We start from the raw sequence: 15,431 nt of genomic DNA, 5'->3' as shown, positions 1-15,431 counted from the left end.
GTCAGGGCACAAACCGGTACCCCATGCCGTGTTCGGTCAGCAGGTGCGCCGGAGCAGCCGGGTCACTCTCCAGTTTCCGCCGCAGCTGCCCGATGTACAGGCGCAGGTAGCCGGAGTCCGTGGTGCCCGGACCCCAGACATTGGTCAACAGCGTCTGCTGGGTGATCAGCATCCCCGGATGGGCGAGCAGCTCCGCCAGGAACCGCCACTCGGTGGGGGTGAGGCGGATGTCCGAGCCGTCGTCGAGCCGGGCGATCCGCCGCGCCGCCAGATCCACCCGCACCGCCCCGAAAGTGATTTCGCTGGGCCCCGCCGTGGACGGGGACCGGCGCGACAACGCACGGATCCGGGCCAGCAGTTCTTCGGTGGAGAAGGGCTTCGTGACGTAGTCGTCCGCTCCGAGGTCCAGTGCCCGGACCTTGTCCGCCGGATCGATCCGACCGGACACCACCAGGATCGGCACGGCACTCCAGCCGCGCACGGCTTCAATGACGTCCATCCCGCTCAGTCCCGGCATGCCCAGGTCCAGCACCAGCAGGTCCGGATGGGTGTCCACCGCCTTACGGATGGCGGCGCTTCCGCTTTCCGCGGTCACCACCTCGTATCCGTACGCGCTCAGGGTGATCCGCAGTGCCCGGAGGATCTGTACGTCGTCGTCGGCGACCAGGATCTTCATCCTGCCACCGCCGACAGTCCGCCCGCGGGGATGCGGGGTGCGGCAACCGGCAGTGAGAGGACCATGGTCAGTCCGCCGCCGGGGGTGTCTTCAGTTTCCAGTGTTCCGCCCATTCCTTCCGTAAATCCCTTGGCCAGGGCCAGCCCGAGGCCGAGCCCGGTGGAGTTGTCGATGTCCCCCAGCCGCTGGAACGGAACAAAAATTTCCCCCCGCCGCTGTTCGGGAACGCCCGGTCCTGAGTCTATGACGCGGATTTCCACCCGCCCGGCGAACTCACTGACCGACAGCACGCATCTGATTCCTTCCGGGCTGAAGCGCACCGCGTTGGCCAGCAGGTTGACCAGCACCCGCTGCAGGAGCACAGGATCGGCCAGGACCACGCGCGGTGCAGCAGGGATTTCGAGTTCCACCTCCGCCGGGCCCAGTTCCAGCTCCTCGAGCGCCGGCAGCACCGCATCGGCGACGTTCAGCGGCTCCAGGCTCACCCCGACGACGCCGGCCTGCAGCCTGCTGACGTCCAGCAGGCTGGTGACTAGTCCGGACAGGGAGGCGAGGGATTCCTCGGCGGTGGCCAGCAGTTCGTTCCGGTCCTGCTCGGACCAGGTGACGTCCGTCGCCCGCAGGCTGGTGACGGCGGCCGTTGCGGCCGTGAGCGGACGGCGCAGGTCATGCCCGACGGCGGCCAGCAGCGCCGTGCGGACCTTGTCCGCTTCAGCCAGCGAGCCCAGTCCCCGAGCGGTTTCGGTCAGTTCCCGGTGCTCCAGCGCTGCCTCCAGCTGGGCGGTAATGACCGCCAGCAGGCGCCGGTCCGACGCCGCCAGTTCGCGGCCCCACAAATCCAGGAAGCAACGCTCCCCGACCGGCAACCGGGTGAAGGCCGGGTCGTCGGGCGTGACGGACGCCGGCCAGTCGCCGTCGGCGTACAGGTCTTCGCCCTCGGACCGCATGCGTGCGGCGCTGACGTTGAAGGCCTCGCGGGTCCGGCTCACCAGGGCACCCAGTGCGTCCTCCCCGCGCAGCACGCTGCCGGCCACCGAGGCCAGCAGTTCGGATTCCGACGCCGAGCGCCGGGCGGTTCGGGCCCGCCGGGCGGCGGCATCCACCACGTAACTCACGAGCATGGCGTTGACGATGTATAGCCCCAGCGCCAGCATGTGGGACGGGGTGGCCACGGTGACGGTATAGAGCGGAGAAATGAAGAAGAAATCCAGGGTCAGGCCCGAGAGCAGGGCGGCGAACAGCGCCGGCCAGATGCCGCCGACGAGGGCCACCAGGATCACCAGGAGCTGGTAGCTGAGCACGTCGCCGGTGATGGTTTCGGCGCTGCGCACGGACACCAGCCCGGCGGTGAGCAGCGGCCCGCCCACCAGGGCGAAGCCGAAGCCGAGCAGGCGCCGGCGCACCGAGAGGGCACTGCCGAAATGCGGCAGCACCAGGGTGCGGGCGGCCGCCGAGTGGGAGACCATGTGCACGTCGATGTCCCCGGACTCCCGGATAACCGTGGCCCCGATTCCCGGCCCGGACAGCAGTGCCGCGATCCGGGGGCGCCGGCTGACACCCACCACCAGCTGGGTGGCGTTGACGCTGCGGGCAAAGTCCACCAGCGCCCGCGGAACGTCGTTTCCCACCACCTGGTGGAAGCTGCCGCCGAGCTTCTCCACCAGGAGCCGCTGCGAAGCCAGCTCCCCCGGTTCCGGTCCGCGCAGTCCGTCGGCGCCGGAGACGTGCACGGCCAGCAGCTTACCGCCGGCGGACCGGGCTGCAATACGTGCTCCGCGGCGCAGCAGGGTGCGACCCTCGGGGCCGCCGGTGAGCGCCACCACCACCCGCTCCCGTGCCTCCCATTTGCGGCTGATGCCATGCTCTTCGCGGTAGCGGTTCAGCGCCGAGTCCACTTCGTCGGCCAGCCACAACAGGGCCAGCTCGCGCAGGGCCGTCAGGTTTCCGAGGCGGAAATAGTTGGACAGGGCGGCGTCGACCCGTTCGGCGGGGTAAATGACGCCGTCGGCCAGGCGGCCCCGTAGCGACTGCGGAGTGAGGTCCACCAGCTCCACCTGTTCGGCGCCGCGCAGGACGGCGTCCGGCACGGTTTCGGCCTGCAGAGTGCCGGTGATCTGCTCGATCACGTCGTTCAAGGAGTCAATATGCTGGATGTTCACGGTGGACAGGACGTTGATCCCGGCGTCAAGCAGGGCCTGCACGTCCTGCCACCGCTTTTCGTGCTTTCCCCCGGGCACGTTGGTATGGGCGAGTTCGTCCACCAGCGCATATTCGGGCGCCCGCGCCAGGACCGCGGGCAGGTCCATCTCCTGCAGTTCCAGCCCCCGGTGCCGCAGGACCGCGCGCGGGATAGTCTCCAGGCCCTCGGCCACGGCGGCCGTCCCGGCGCGTCCGTGCGTTTCCACCAGCGCGACGACGACGTCGGATCCCTCGTCCCGGAGGCGGCGCCCCTCTTCGAGCATGGCGTAGGTTTTGCCCACACCGGGTGCCGCCCCCAGAAAAACCCTTAGCTGTCCTCGCGTCATGGACTAAGTGTCCAGCTCCGCCAGCGAAATGTTCAAAAGCAACACGTTGACGGTGCTGCTGCCGAGAATTCCGGCGAACGGGGCCTGCGTGGCGTCGTCGACCAGGGCAGAGACCTGCTCCGGTTCCAGGCCGCGTTCCCGCGCCACCCGGTCCACCTGCATCCGGGCGTATTCGGGGCTGATGTGCGGATCCAGCCCCGAACCCGATGCCGTGACGGCATCGGCGGGGACATCTTCCGGAGCCACACCTTCCAGCTCTGCCACGGTCCCCCGGCGCTCCGCCACGGCGGCGGCCAGGTCCTCGCTCAGGGGGCCGAGGTTGGAACCGCTGGAGGCCCCGCCGTCGTACCCGTCGCCGGCCGCGGAGGGCCGGGACTGGAACCACTGGGGCAGGGCCGCGCCGTCGGCGTCCGTGAAGGACTGGCCGATCAGCTCCGAACCCACGTCGCTGCCGCCGCTGCTGACCATCGAGCCGTTGGCCCGGCCGTGCAGTGCGGCCTGGCCGATTCCGGCCACTGCCAGCGGATATCCGACGCCGAGCACGAGCGTGAGCACCGCCAGGACGCGGAGGGAGACGCCAAGCTGGCGCATGCTGCTGCGGACGGGGTTCATTTCCTGCTCCTTGTAAGGGACGTGCTGCGTTTGATGAGGTGGATGCGGATGATGGATGCCATGTCAGAACCCCGGGATCAGGCTGATCAGGAGGTCGATGAGCTTGATCCCGATGAACGGAGCAATCACTCCGCCCACCCCGTAGATCAGCAGGTTGCGGCTGAGGATCGAGGAGGATCCGGCGGCCCGGTACTTCACGCCGCGCAGCGCCAGCGGAATCAGTGCCACGATGATTACCGCGTTGAAGATCACCGCGGAGAGGATGGCCGAGGCCGGCGAATGCAGCTGCATCAGGTTCAGCGCGGCCAGGCCCGGGAAGACGCCTACGAACATGGCCGGGATGATGGCGAAGTACTTGGCAATGTCGTTGGCGATGGAGAAGGTGGTCAGCGCGCCGCGGGTGATGAGCAGCTGTTTGCCGATGCCGACGATGTCGATCAGCTTGGTGGGGTCCGAGTCCAGGTCCACCATGTTGCCGGCTTCCTTGGCCGCGGAGGTGCCGGTGTTCATGGCCACCCCGACGTCGGCCTGGGCCAGTGCCGGGGCGTCGTTGGTGCCGTCACCGGTCATCGCCACCAGGTGCCCGCCGGCCTGTTCGCGGCGGATCAGGGCCATCTTGTCTTCGGGGGTGGCTTCGGCGAGGAAGTCGTCCACTCCCGCCTCGGCGGCAATGGCCTTGGCGGTGTACGGGTTGTCGCCGGTGATCATGACGGTGCGGATGCCCATGGCCCGCAGCTGGGTGAAGCGTTCCTTCAGACCCTCCTTAACCACGTCCTTGAGGTGGACGACGCCGAGCACCCGGGTGCCGCCGTCGGCGTCCCGGACCGCCACCAGCAGCGGAGTGCCGCCCCCGGTGGAGATCTTCTTGACCTGGTCCTCGACGGCCATCAGGACGTCCACCTCTATTCCGCCGGATTCGGCGGTCCAGTCCAGGATGGCCGAGGACGCTCCCTTGCGGATCTTCGCTCCGTCGGGGAAGTCCATGCCGCTCATCCTCGTCTGGGCAGTGAACGGCACACTCACGGAGCCCGCCGGCGGTTCCGGCCGGCAGCCCTTCGCGGCAGCCAGCTCCACCACCGACTTGCCCTCCGGGGTGGGATCACCGAAGGAGGACAGCACGGCGGCGTCGATCAGGTCGGTGCTCTCGGTGCCGTTGATCGGGATGAACCCGGCGGCCTGGCGGTTGCCGTACGTGATGGTGCCCGTTTTATCGAGCAGCAGCGTGGTGACGTCACCGGCGGCCTCCACGGCGCGGCCGGACATGGCCAGGACATTGCGCTGGACCAGGCGGTCCATGCCGGCAATGCCGATGGCGGAAAGCAGCGCGCCGATGGTCGTGGGGATCAGGCAGACCAGCAGGGCCACCAGGACCGGGATGCTGACCGTGGCAGACGAGTAGCCGGCCAGCGGGTTGAGCGTCAGCACCACCACGATGAAGACCAGGGACAGGGTGGCCAGGAGAATATTCAGCGCAATCTCGTTGGGCGTCTTCTGCCGTGCGGCACCTTCGACGAGCCGGATCATCCGGTCCACGAAGGTTTCACCGGGTTTGCTGGTGATCCGGACAACTATCCGGTCCGACAGGACGCGGGTGCCGCCGGTGACGGCCGAGCGGTCGCCGCCGGATTCGCGGACCACCGGGGCGGATTCGCCGGTGATTGCCGATTCGTCCACCGAGGCAATGCCGTCAATGATGTCGCCGTCGCCGGGAATGATCTGCCCGGCTACGACCACCACCACGTCGTCCAGGCCCAGATCGGCCGAGGGGACCTCTGAGACGGCGGCCCCGAGGGCGGCGGGATCACGGCCGGAGTCGTAGCCCTCCACCCGGTAGGCGGTGGTGGTGGCCCGGCTGTTGCGCAGGCTGGCAGCCTGCGCCTTGCCGCGGCCCTCGGCCACCGCTTCAGCGAGGTTGGCGAAAATGACGGTGGCCCAGAGCCAGCCGGCGATCAGCCAGGAGAACGCGCCGGGAACGGGGGTGCCGCCGGAATCCTGCGGACCGCCGAGGAAGGGTTCGGCGACGGCGATTGCAGTGATCAGGACGGCTCCGATTTCGACAATGAACATCACCGGGGTGCGGACCATCAGCCGCGGGTCCATTTTCCGGAAGGCTCCGGGCAGGGCGGCGGCCAGCGATCCAGCGGTGATGCCGCGGGCGGCAGGAGCCGGTGCCGGGGCCGCTTCGGACTCCAGGGGTTTGGTAAGTGTGGACATGGTTATTGCAGTCCTTCCGCCAGGGGACCCAGCGCGAGTACGGGAAAGAAGGTCAGGGCGGTCACGATCACGGTGACGCCGCACAGCAGCGTCACGGACTGCGGCCGGTGGGTGGGCAGGGTGCCGGCCGAGGCGGGGACCTTGCCCTGCTCGGCAAAGGCTCCGGCCAGGGCGATCACGAAGATCATCGGCAGGAAGCGTCCCACGAGCATGGCCACGCCGAGTGCCGTGTTCAGCCACGGGGTGTTGGCCGTAAGCCCGGCGAACGCGGAGCCGTTGTTGTTGGCCGCGGACGTGAAGGCGTACAGGACCTCGCTGAACCCGTGGAGTCCGGTGTTCAGGATGGAGGTGCCCTCGATGTCGGCCCGGATGCCCGGGACCGCGAAGCTCAACGCAGTTCCCGCCAGGACCAGGGTCGGCATGGTGAGGATGTACAGGCTGGCGAGTTTGATTTCCTTCGGACCGATCTTCTTGCCGAGGTACTCCGGGGTGCGTCCCACCAGGAGGCCGGCCACGAAGGCGGTGATGATTGCCAGGATCAGCATGCCGTAGAGTCCGGAGCCGACGCCGCCGGGGGCGACTTCGCCGAGCATCATGTTCAGCATGGCCATCATGCCGCCCAGCGGGCTGAAGCTGTCATGCATGGCGTTCACCGCACCGGTGGATGTCAGGGTGCTGGTCGAGCCGAAGAGCGTGGACGCGGCGATGCCGAACCGCTGTTCCTTTCCTTCCATGGAACCGGCTGCACCGTCCGCGGCACCGAATTCGAAGGCCGTCATCGCGGCCAGCGACACCGTGAAGATTGCAGCCATGGCCGCCAGGATGGCGTACCCCTGCCGGCGGTCCCCCACCATGGTGCCGAACGTGCGGGGCAGGCTGAACGGGATAACGAGCATCAGGAAGATCTCCACCAGGTTGGTCCACCCGCTGGGATTCTCAAACGGATGGGCGGAGTTGGCGTTGAAGAAGCCGCCGCCGTTGGTGCCCAGCAGCTTGATGGCTTCCTGGGAGGCCACCGGCCCGCCGGGGATGGTAGAGGTGCCGCCGATGAGGTTGGTGACCGAGGTGAAGCCGTTGAAGTTCTGGATCACGCCGCCGATCATCAGCACCATCGCACCCAGGACTGCCCCGGGCAGCAGCAGCCGCAGCACGCCGCGGGTCAGGTCCACCCAGAAGTTGCCGATGGTGGATGAGTTGCGTCCGGCCAGGCCGCGGATCAATGCCACGGCCACGGCCAGTCCCACGGCTGCCGAGAGGAAGTTCTGCACAGCGAGGCCGAGCATCTGCACCGCGTAGCCCATGGTCACTTCCGGCGAGTAGGACTGCCAGTTGGTGTTGGCCACGAAGGACGCCGCCGTGTTGAAGGACAGGGCCTCGGGCACCGCCGGAAGTCCGAGCGAGCCCGGCAGCAGCGGCTGGACGCGCTGGAGCAGGTAGAGCAGGAGCATGCTCGCTCCGGAGAACACCAGGACGCCGCGCAGGTAGCTCTGCCAGGCCTGGCCGGAGGAACCGTCCACTCCGGCCAGGCGGTAGAAGCCGCGCTCCACGCGGAGGTGCTTTTCGGAGGAGTAGAGCCGGGCCATGTAGTCGCCGAGCGGCCGGTAGACCGCAGCAAGCAGGACCACCAGGCTAAGGGCCTGCGCAACCGTTACCCACCCGCCCATCAGAACCGCTCCGGGCGGATAAGAGCAACCAGGAGGTAGCCGGCGGCGGCCACCCCGAGGCAGAGCGCCAGGACGTTGAAAACGATCACAGCTTTTCCACCGCCCCGGCCATCAGGACAAACGCAGCGAAAAGCCCTGCGAAGCCCACCACAAATAGAACATCAAGCACGGGAATTGCCCCCAGCCGGTCAGCGTGCCGCCACTGGCAGCACGGGCACACCTTGTGCCGCATTCGATTAGATGCCTCCGCCGGCGCCCGGATGACCATCCTCACGTTTCCCTCACGCAGGGGTGCCAAACCCTTACGGAATGCATGTACCGGGCGTTTTATGACCTCGTCTTCCGGGTCTGCCCCGGAGCGCCGCCCGGGCCGGTATACACTGTAAACTGACGCCCACCGAAGGAACACACCTTGTCCCGGAACCTGCCCCTCAGCCCCGCTGCTATAGCTGCGGCCGCCGTCCGCATCGCTGACGCGGACGGTTTGGATGCGGTATCCATGCGCCGGGTGGCGGCTGAGTTCGGGGTTTCCGCCATGGCGCTCTACCGCCATGTGGCGGACCGCAGTGCCCTGCTGCTGCTGATGGCCGAGGCCGCGGCCGGGGATTACGCGCTCCTGCCGGGACGCGGCCTGGGCTGGCAGGAAACCCTCGAACATCTGGCCGACGCCCAATGGCGTGCCTTCACGGCGCACCCCTGGCTGCTGCGCATTGTCCTGACTCCGCGGCGGCTCGTGAACATGGCAACGCCGGCCGAGGTGGAACTGGTCCTTACCCGCCTGCGCTCCGCCGGCCTCAGTGAAGAAGACGGCTTTGACTGCCTGCTGGGCATCTCGGCGGCCGTGATCGGCACGGCTGCCATCACGACGGCGGCACATTCCGGGGCACCGGAGAAGTCCGGGCAGGCAGCAGCCGGGCATAGCCGCTGGACCGCGGACGATGCAGTGGAGCATCCGCAGGCAGCCCGGTTCCAGGCCCGGGGCATCAGCTATCCGGACTCGCGCCGGTCACTGGAGTTCTTCGTCGCGAACTTCATTGCCGGCGTCGAACAGAACCTCAACAAAGCTCCGGACGCTGACAAACCGTCCGGTTTTACGGAAGGAAGCAAATGAAACTGAACAACAAGACCGCGATCATCACCGGAGGCGCCGGCGGCATCGGCCAGGGCATTGTCCGGCGGTTCCTCGCCGAGGGCGCCAAGGTGGCAGTAGTGGACATCGACCAGGCGCAGGGCGACAAGCTCCTGGCCGATCTGGAGGGCAAGGGAGAGGTCATCTTCATTGCCAAGGACATCTCGCTGGCCGAAAACGCCGCAGCCATCGTGGCCGAAACCGTGGAGCGCTTCGGCGGCCTGGACATCCTGGTCAACAACGCGCACGCCTCCAAGCAGGCACCCATCATGGAAACCACGCCGGAGATCTGGGACCTGTCCTTCAACACGGGCACCATGGCGACCTTCCACCTGATGCGCGCCGCCTACCCGGAGCTGAAGAAGACCCGCGGCAGCATCATCAACTTCGGCTCCGGCGCCGGTATCAAGGGCCTGCCGAACCAGGTGGCCTACGCAGCGGCTAAGGAAGCCATCCGCGCCATCTCCCGCACCGCGGCCAATGAATGGGCCGTGGACGGCATCCGCGTGAACGTCGTCTCCCCCGTCGCGCTCACTCCCGGCATTGTCCAGTGGAGCAAGGCGTTCCCGGAGGCCTACCAGGAAGTTGTCGACGGCGTCCCGCTGGGCCGCCTGGGCGATCCCGAAACGGACATTGCCCCCATCGTCGTCTTCCTTGCCAGCGAGGATTCGCAGTACCTGACCGGCCAGACCCTCATGGCCGACGGCGGCACCATCAAGCTGTACTAGGCCAAGCTGTACTAAGACGCAGGGCCGAGAACGGCCCAGCCCAGCGCCTGCAGAGCCAGCCGCCCGCCCGTTCCGTCCAGCCCGCCTGCACCGGCGAGGACGTCCCGGGCGGCGGCCGGCACCTGCACGGTGACCGAGGTGTCCGCGAGGTTCATGGCCACGAAGAGCGAGTGGCCGGCGTCGTACACCTCGTAGACGAGCTGCTCGTTGGCCAGTGTGTGTACCCGGGTGCGGGCGGCATGCACCCAGTGGTGCCGGCGCCGCAGCCCGATCAGTTCCTGGTGCAGATGGTAGAGCGGCTGCCCGACCGCCGAGAGCTCGTCCGGCGAAGCGGGGAAGGACGGACGGATGTCGTCGTCTCCCCCGGCGCGGTCTTCCTTGATGCCGCGGTACCCCTGCTCGTCGCCGTAATAGACCACCGGAGTGCCCGGCAGGGTGAACAGGAGCACCAGCGCGTGTGCCAGCCTGCCGGAGGGGTCCAGCCGGCTGGCAATGCGGGTCACGTCATGGTTGCCGATGAACGTCAGCGGAACGAAGGTGTCCAGGAAGGTGTTGTGCCGCTCCAGTGCGGCCGCCAGTTCGTAGAAGTTCGCCTCGGCAAGGGAACTCCAGACCGCCTTCCACAGTTCATACTGGGTCACGGAATCCAGCTGGCCGGCGAGCACGTCCGCCGGATAGTCGCCGTGGATGTACTCCCCGACGAAATAAGCTTCGGGGAACTCGCTGCGCACATTGTCCAGCACGGCGGCCCAGAACGACGACGGCACGGCGTAGGCGGCATCCAGGCGCCAGCCGTCCGCGCCGCGGCGCAGCCAGTGCTTCATCACGTCGGCCACGAAGTCCGCCACGGCCGGCTCGGCGTGGTTCAGGGCAACCAGGTGGTGGTGGCCCTCGAAGTCCGCGTAGTCCGGTTCGGTCCCTGGTGTCCAGCCCTGCGGCCAGGTGATGCCGAACCAGTCCGCCGTCGCCGCCTCCGGGCCCTGCTCCAGCGCCTGCCGGAAGGGTGCGAAGGAGCGGCCGGTGTGGTTGAAGACGCCGTCCAGCAGGACCCGGATTCCGCGGGCGTGCGCCTGCGTCACCAGTTCGTCGAAATCTGCGTCGTCGCCCAGCCGAGGGTCGATGCGGTAGTAGTCCGTGGTGTCGTACCCGTGGGTCTCGGAGGCAAACACCGGCCCGAGGGCGAGCCCGGAGGCGCCCATCTCCACGAGGTAATCCAGCCACGGGACCAGCTTCGCCAGCCCGTGCTGCACGGGGGCCTGCTCCGGAAGAGCCGCCTTCTCGGCGCCGGCGAAGCCCAGCGGGTAGACCTGCCACCACACCACGTGATCCACCCAGTCCGGCGTCGTCATACGGTTTCTTCCCTTCGCGTGGTGGAGTAATGCCCCTTACAGTCTGCCATCAGCACGCTTACCTTCGGGAATTTCCTCCCGGCCGGCTGCGCTTAAAGCAGGAGAACCAACCGCAGAAAGAGAAGGACACCATGGCCTCAACAGCCGATGAAAACATCCAGCTTTCCACCCGGCAGCGGGTCATTGACTATGTGGCCCGCTACGGCCGGGTCCAGCCGCAGGACATTGCCGAGGAGTTTGACCTGGGCGGGGTGCAGACCCTGAATGTGCTGACCGAACTGGAAGAGATGGGTGCGCTCCGGCTGGTTTCCGGCGGCGACGGCGTTGCCGCCGTCCCCACCGGGCAGTCCCTGTGCGATCCCTACACCGGCACGTGCATCTAGCGCCCTAGCGCAGGCGGGCCGGGACCGAGGGGAAGTCCTTCGCCTCGTACAGCTTGGCGGCCGCGCTCATGTACTCGGTCCATTGCGCGCCGGCGATGGCGGAGCCGTCAACGTAGGAACGGGTCACGCCGTTGATCGACTGGTTGTTCAACGTGGAGTACGAGTTCCAGTTGCCCACCCAGGACGCGGTGGAAATGCCGGTGGTGTAGCCCACGGTCCAGGTCTGCTCGGACATGTCGGTGGTGCCGGTCTTGGCCGCTGCCGGAACGCCGATCGGGTGGATACTGCCCGGGGAGCCCTCGACCAGTTTCTGCAGCGGCTGCGTCACGGCAGCGGCCACGTCCGCACTGATGGCGCGGGTGCATTCCCCGCCGGCGACGTCGTAATCGTTGCCGGAGGCGTCAGTGACCTCCGTGATCGCGGTGGGTGTGCAGTACTCGCCGCCGCTGGCGAAGGTGGCATAGGCCGAGGCCATGGTCAGCGGAGAGACTTCCTGGCCGCCCAGGACGAAGGACGGGCTGGTGACCTCCAGCGGTTCCCCGTCGACGGCCCGGTGCACGCCCATGCTGGTGGCGGTATCGCGGATGTCGCAGAGGTCGAGCTGGGCTGCCTGGGCCACGGTGGCGGTGTTGACGGACTGCGTCAGGCCCTCGGCCACCGTCATTTTCTTTTCATAGCCCTCTGAGGCGTTCTTGAATTTCCATTCATCGAACTCCGCATTCGAGCCGAGGCAGCTGGCCTTCCAGTCGAAGCCGGCCGGGTAGGACGTACGCGTGGCGTCGATGGTGTCGCTGAGCTTGTGGCCGGCCGCCAACCAGGCGGCGGTGGTGAAAGGCTTCATGGTCGAGCCGGGCTGGAACCCGTAGGGGGTTCCACCCATGTCCGCGTCCACATTGAAGTTCAGCTGGGTTTTTCCGTTGCCAAGCTCCGGGGTGTACTCGGTGTTTTGTGCCATGGCCAGGATCTTGCCCGTGCCCGGTTCCACGGAGACGATGGCGGAGCCGGCGCCGGAGGCGTCCCCCACCGGAACCTGTGCCTCGATCTGCTTCTGAGCCTGCGACTGCAGCCGGGAGTCCAGCGTGGTCCTGATGGTCAGCCCGCCCCGGGCCAGGAGCTTGGCCCGGTCCTTGACGTCGGCACCGAAGGCCTCGGACTGCAGGACCGTCTGTTCCACATAGCTGCAGAAGTACTGGGCCATCTCGGCTCCGGTGCAGCCCGAGACCACTGTCTGCGGGTTCAGGTCCAGTCCGGAGGCCACTGCCTCGTCATACTCCGCCTGGCTGATCTTGTCGTTCTTCAGCATGGCGGCAAGCACGGTGTCCCGGCGCGCCTTCGTGGCTTCGGGGTTGGTGAACGGGTTGAAGCGGCTGGGTGACTGCACCATGCCGGCCAGCATGGCCGACTGCGCCGGTGTCAGTTCCGCGGCGGAGATGCCGAAGAAGCTGCGCGCGGCTGCTTCAACCCCGTAGGTCTGGCCGCTGAAGAGCACAATGTTCAGGTACCCCTCCAGGATTTCCTCCTTGGAGTACTCCTTTTCCACTGCCACGGCCAGCTTGGCTTCCCGGAGTTTGTCACCCAGGTCCTTGGTGCCGCTGAGCGTGAGGTCGCTGCCGCCCTTGCCGGAGGCGATGTCCCGGCTGATGAGCACGTTGTTGACGTACTGCATGGTCAGGGTTGAGGCGCCCTGCGTGTCCGAGCCGGACACGTTGGAGGCAACGGCGCGGGCAATGCCCTTGAAGTCGATGCCGTTGTGCTCATAGAAGCGCGCATCCTCAATGGAGACGATCGCATCCTGCATGCTCTGCGAGATCTCGTCCAGCTCTACCGGAACCCGGTTCTGGGCATAGAACGTGGCCAGCAGGACGCCGTCGGCGCTGTAGATCTTCGATCCCTGGTCCAGGGGGCCGGTTTCCAGCTCATCCGGCAGCTGGTCCAGCACTCCAACGGCCATATCCGTTCCCGTGGCCGCCACAGCAGCAATGGGAATCAGGGTGCCGGCTGCCAGCACGCCGGCAAGCACGCTGACGAGGAAGAACGCAACGAGCCGTCCGGGCACGGAGAGTTTCCGGAAGAATGAGGATGTGGGGGGACGCATTCGCCCAATTTATCGACACTGCCTGTGAGGCCTCTTGACCGTCCCTGTGCCGAAAGGTATAACGCGCGGATGTGTGCATGGCCTGCAGGACCCGCGAAATCCGCGCCGTTACTGGGAAGCGGAGCAGGCTTCTGGTCTGCGGCGGAGAACCCGACGGGCACGGGAGCCGTGTTACGCAGAGAATAAAATCACACGAAACCCGCATAGCAAAGGGAGGGGCCGCCGTCGAATATTCGACGGCGGCCCCTCCCCTGCGGTGAGGCGGGCGCCTCACATGAACGGCTCTTTAGGCGTCGACGACAATCGCGGTGATCGCCGGGGTGCGGTTGTAGAAGCGGCGCATCCAGTTGGCGACGGCGCGTTCAATGACGTCTTCGAGCTCCTCGCCCTTCGGTCCGCGGCCGGTGGCGGCGTTGGCCAGGGCCTTCTCCACCGCCTCCTCCGCCTTGCCCAGGTCCTCGGACTTGACGGTGAAGCCCTTGGTGAAGAACTCAGCCGGCTCGGCGATGGTGCCGGTGTCGGCATCGACCAGGGCCAGCACCGTTACGGCGCCTTCCTCGGCCAGCTGCATGCGTTCCTTCAAGGTTTCCTCGGTGGTGTGGCCGACGCTGTCGCCATCCACGAAGACCAGGTCCACCTGGTGCTTGCCGGAGATCGTTGCCCGGCCGCGGCGCAGGTCAACGGTCATGCCGTTTTCCGCGATGACGACGTCGCGTGCATCCATGCCGGTCTCCACCGCAATGGCTCCGTTGGCCTTGAGGTGGCGCCATTCGCCGTGCACCGGCATCACGTTGCGCGGCTTGACGATGTTGTAGCAGTAGGCGAGTTCGCCGGCGCTGGCGTGGCCGGAGACGTGCACCTTGGCGTTGCCCTTGTGCACCACGTTGGCGCCGATCTTGGTCAGGTTGTTGATGATGCCGTAGATGGCGTTCTCGTTACCCGGGATCAGCGAGCTGGCCAGCAGCACGGTGTCGCCCTCGTGGATGCGGATCTGGTGGTCCTTGTTGGCCATCCGGGACAGCGCGGCCATGGGCTCACCCTGCGAACCGGTGCAGATCAGCACCACCTTGTGGTCATCGGTGCGCTGCAGCGACTTGAAGTCCACCAAGATGCCCTTGGGGATGTTCAGGTAGCCCAGTTCCTCGGCGATGGTCATGTTGCGGATCATCGAGCGGCCCACGAAGGAGACCTTGCGGTTGTAGCGCGATGCCGCGTCGATGACCTGCTGGATGCGGTGGATGTGGCTGGCGAAGCTGGAAACGATGATGCGGCGCGGCGCGGTGCGGAACACCGTGTCGATGGCCGGGGCCAGTTCCTTTTCCGAGGCCATGAAGCCGGGAACCTCGGCGTTGGTGGAGTCGGTGAGGAACAGGTCCACGCCCTCCACGCCGAGCCGGGCGAAGCCGGTGAGGTCGGTGATGCGGCGGTCAAGCGGGAACTGGTCCATCTTGAAGTCGCCGGTGTGCAGCGCCATGCCGGCGGCCGTGCGGATGGCGATGGCCAGGCCGTCGGGGATGGAGTGGTTCACGGCGAGGAACTCAAGGTCGAAGCCGCCGATGGTGCGGCGGTCGCCTTCCTTGACCTGGATCAGCTTGGGCTTGATCCGGTGTTCCTTCAGCTTGGCTTCGATGAAGGCCAGGGTCAGCTTGGAGCCGACAATGGGGATATCGGAGCGCTCACGCAGCAGGTACGGCACGCCGCCGATGTGGTCTTCGTGGCCGTGCGTCAGGACCACGGCGACGACGTCCTGCAGACGGTCGCGGATGGCAGTGAAATCAGGCAGGATCAGGTTTACGCCCGGGTGTTCTTCTTCGGGGAAGAGCACGCCGCAGTCAACGATCAGCAGCTTGCCGTCGAATTCGAAAACGGTCATGTTCCTGCCGATTTCGCCAAGGCCGCCGAGGTTCATGACACGCATGGTTCCCTTGGCTAGTTCCCGGGGGGCTTTCAGGACGGCAGGTGTTCTATTCACGGATGAGGGTTCTTTCGTCGGGGATGGGATTTGCAGGTGGAACGGCAGCCGTACGGCGGCATTCCGGAAGTCTGTGGTGCGGCC

The 15,431-nt window shown here is 66.9% G+C and carries 12 protein-coding genes; 3 read left to right on the top strand and 9 right to left on the bottom strand.

Annotation, left to right across the window (positions count from 1 at the left end; translation table 11 throughout):
* Window position 1 precedes the first annotated feature (1 nt).
* The 6 genes from N2K95_RS07970 to kdpF form a co-directional block, all read right to left on the bottom strand.
* Window positions 2-676, bottom strand: a complete 675-nt coding sequence (locus N2K95_RS07970; protein WP_260653644.1) for a response regulator — start codon at window positions 674-676, stop codon at window positions 2-4.
* Window positions 673-3,201: an ATP-binding protein gene (locus N2K95_RS07965; protein WP_260653643.1), complete on the bottom strand. Its 2,529-nt coding sequence runs from the start codon at window positions 3,199-3,201 to the stop codon at window positions 673-675. Before N2K95_RS07965 ends, N2K95_RS07970 begins: the two co-directional genes overlap by 4 nt.
* Before the next feature lie 3 nt (window positions 3,202-3,204).
* Window positions 3,205-3,813, bottom strand: coding sequence for a potassium-transporting ATPase subunit KdpC (gene kdpC / locus N2K95_RS07960; protein WP_260653642.1), 609 nt, complete (start codon window positions 3,811-3,813; stop codon window positions 3,205-3,207).
* A gap of 63 nt (window positions 3,814-3,876) precedes the next feature.
* Window positions 3,877-6,027: a potassium-transporting ATPase subunit KdpB gene (gene kdpB / locus N2K95_RS07955; protein WP_260653641.1), complete on the bottom strand. Its 2,151-nt coding sequence runs from the start codon at window positions 6,025-6,027 to the stop codon at window positions 3,877-3,879.
* Between the two features lie 2 nt (window positions 6,028-6,029).
* On the bottom strand, window positions 6,030-7,691 hold the full coding sequence (kdpA, locus tag N2K95_RS07950; protein WP_260653640.1) for a potassium-transporting ATPase subunit KdpA: 1,662 nt from the start codon (window positions 7,689-7,691) through the stop codon (window positions 6,030-6,032).
* Window positions 7,691-7,780: a K(+)-transporting ATPase subunit F gene (kdpF, locus tag N2K95_RS07945; RefSeq protein WP_255792234.1), complete on the bottom strand. Its 90-nt coding sequence runs from the start codon at window positions 7,778-7,780 to the stop codon at window positions 7,691-7,693. The genes kdpA and kdpF overlap by 1 nt, the downstream gene beginning before the upstream one ends.
* Before the next feature lie 323 nt (window positions 7,781-8,103).
* Between kdpF and N2K95_RS07940 the strand changes: the two genes are divergently transcribed.
* Both N2K95_RS07940 and N2K95_RS07935 read left to right on the top strand, forming a co-directional pair.
* The gene (locus N2K95_RS07940; protein WP_260653639.1) at window positions 8,104-8,802 is read left to right on the top strand and encodes a TetR/AcrR family transcriptional regulator; all 699 of its coding nucleotides are present in this window, start codon (window positions 8,104-8,106) and stop codon (window positions 8,800-8,802) included.
* A complete protein-coding gene (locus N2K95_RS07935; protein ID WP_260653638.1) occupies window positions 8,799-9,548 on the top strand; it encodes an SDR family NAD(P)-dependent oxidoreductase in 750 nt (249 codons plus the stop codon). The genes N2K95_RS07940 and N2K95_RS07935 overlap by 4 nt, the downstream gene beginning before the upstream one ends.
* Before the next feature lie 11 nt (window positions 9,549-9,559).
* Here N2K95_RS07935 and N2K95_RS07930 read toward each other — a convergent pair whose 3' ends face one another.
* Complete coding sequence (locus N2K95_RS07930; RefSeq protein ID WP_260653637.1) at window positions 9,560-10,897, bottom strand: alpha-amylase family glycosyl hydrolase; 1,338 nt, start codon at window positions 10,895-10,897, stop codon at window positions 9,560-9,562.
* Between the two features lie 131 nt (window positions 10,898-11,028).
* Between N2K95_RS07930 and N2K95_RS07925 the strand changes: the two genes are divergently transcribed.
* The gene (locus N2K95_RS07925) at window positions 11,029-11,280 is read left to right on the top strand and encodes a hypothetical protein (protein WP_260653636.1); all 252 of its coding nucleotides are present in this window, start codon (window positions 11,029-11,031) and stop codon (window positions 11,278-11,280) included.
* Between the two features lie 4 nt (window positions 11,281-11,284).
* On the opposite strand, the gene N2K95_RS07920 is transcribed toward N2K95_RS07925, so the two are convergent.
* Complete coding sequence (locus tag N2K95_RS07920) at window positions 11,285-13,375, bottom strand: transglycosylase domain-containing protein (protein ID WP_260653635.1); 2,091 nt, start codon at window positions 13,373-13,375, stop codon at window positions 11,285-11,287.
* Between the two features lie 286 nt (window positions 13,376-13,661).
* Window positions 13,662-15,293, bottom strand: a complete 1,632-nt coding sequence (locus N2K95_RS07915; protein WP_260653762.1) for a ribonuclease J — start codon at window positions 15,291-15,293, stop codon at window positions 13,662-13,664.
* Window positions 15,294-15,431: the final 138 nt, after the last annotated feature.

This window comes from Arthrobacter zhaoxinii (assembly GCF_025244925.1).
Classification (GTDB): domain Bacteria; phylum Actinomycetota; class Actinomycetes; order Actinomycetales; family Micrococcaceae; genus Arthrobacter_B; species Arthrobacter_B zhaoxinii.
Note: the sequence above shows the minus strand (reverse complement) of the source record. Positions and strands in the feature narration are given on the sequence as shown.

What these genes read in the sequence shown, in the direction of transcription:
- N2K95_RS07970 (WP_260653644.1), bottom strand. Translation starts at nt 676, where the DNA reads ATGAAGATCCTGGTCGCCGACGACGACGTACAGATCCTCCGGGCACTG.
- N2K95_RS07965 (WP_260653643.1), bottom strand. Translation starts at nt 3,201, where the DNA reads ATGACGCGAGGACAGCTAAGGGTTTTTCTGGGGGCGGCACCCGGTGTG.
- kdpC (WP_260653642.1), bottom strand. Translation starts at nt 3,813, where the DNA reads ATGAACCCCGTCCGCAGCAGCATGCGCCAGCTTGGCGTCTCCCTCCGC.
- kdpB (WP_260653641.1), bottom strand. Translation starts at nt 6,027, where the DNA reads ATGTCCACACTTACCAAACCCCTGGAGTCCGAAGCGGCCCCGGCACCG.
- kdpA (WP_260653640.1), bottom strand. Translation starts at nt 7,691, where the DNA reads ATGGGCGGGTGGGTAACGGTTGCGCAGGCCCTTAGCCTGGTGGTCCTG.
- N2K95_RS07935 (WP_260653638.1), top strand. Translation starts at nt 8,799, where the DNA reads ATGAAACTGAACAACAAGACCGCGATCATCACCGGAGGCGCCGGCGGC.
- N2K95_RS07930 (WP_260653637.1), bottom strand. Translation starts at nt 10,897, where the DNA reads ATGACGACGCCGGACTGGGTGGATCACGTGGTGTGGTGGCAGGTCTAC.
- N2K95_RS07925 (WP_260653636.1), top strand. Translation starts at nt 11,029, where the DNA reads ATGGCCTCAACAGCCGATGAAAACATCCAGCTTTCCACCCGGCAGCGG.
- N2K95_RS07920 (WP_260653635.1), bottom strand. Translation starts at nt 13,375, where the DNA reads ATGCGTCCCCCCACATCCTCATTCTTCCGGAAACTCTCCGTGCCCGGA.
- N2K95_RS07915 (WP_260653762.1), bottom strand. Translation starts at nt 15,293, where the DNA reads ATGCGTGTCATGAACCTCGGCGGCCTTGGCGAAATCGGCAGGAACATG.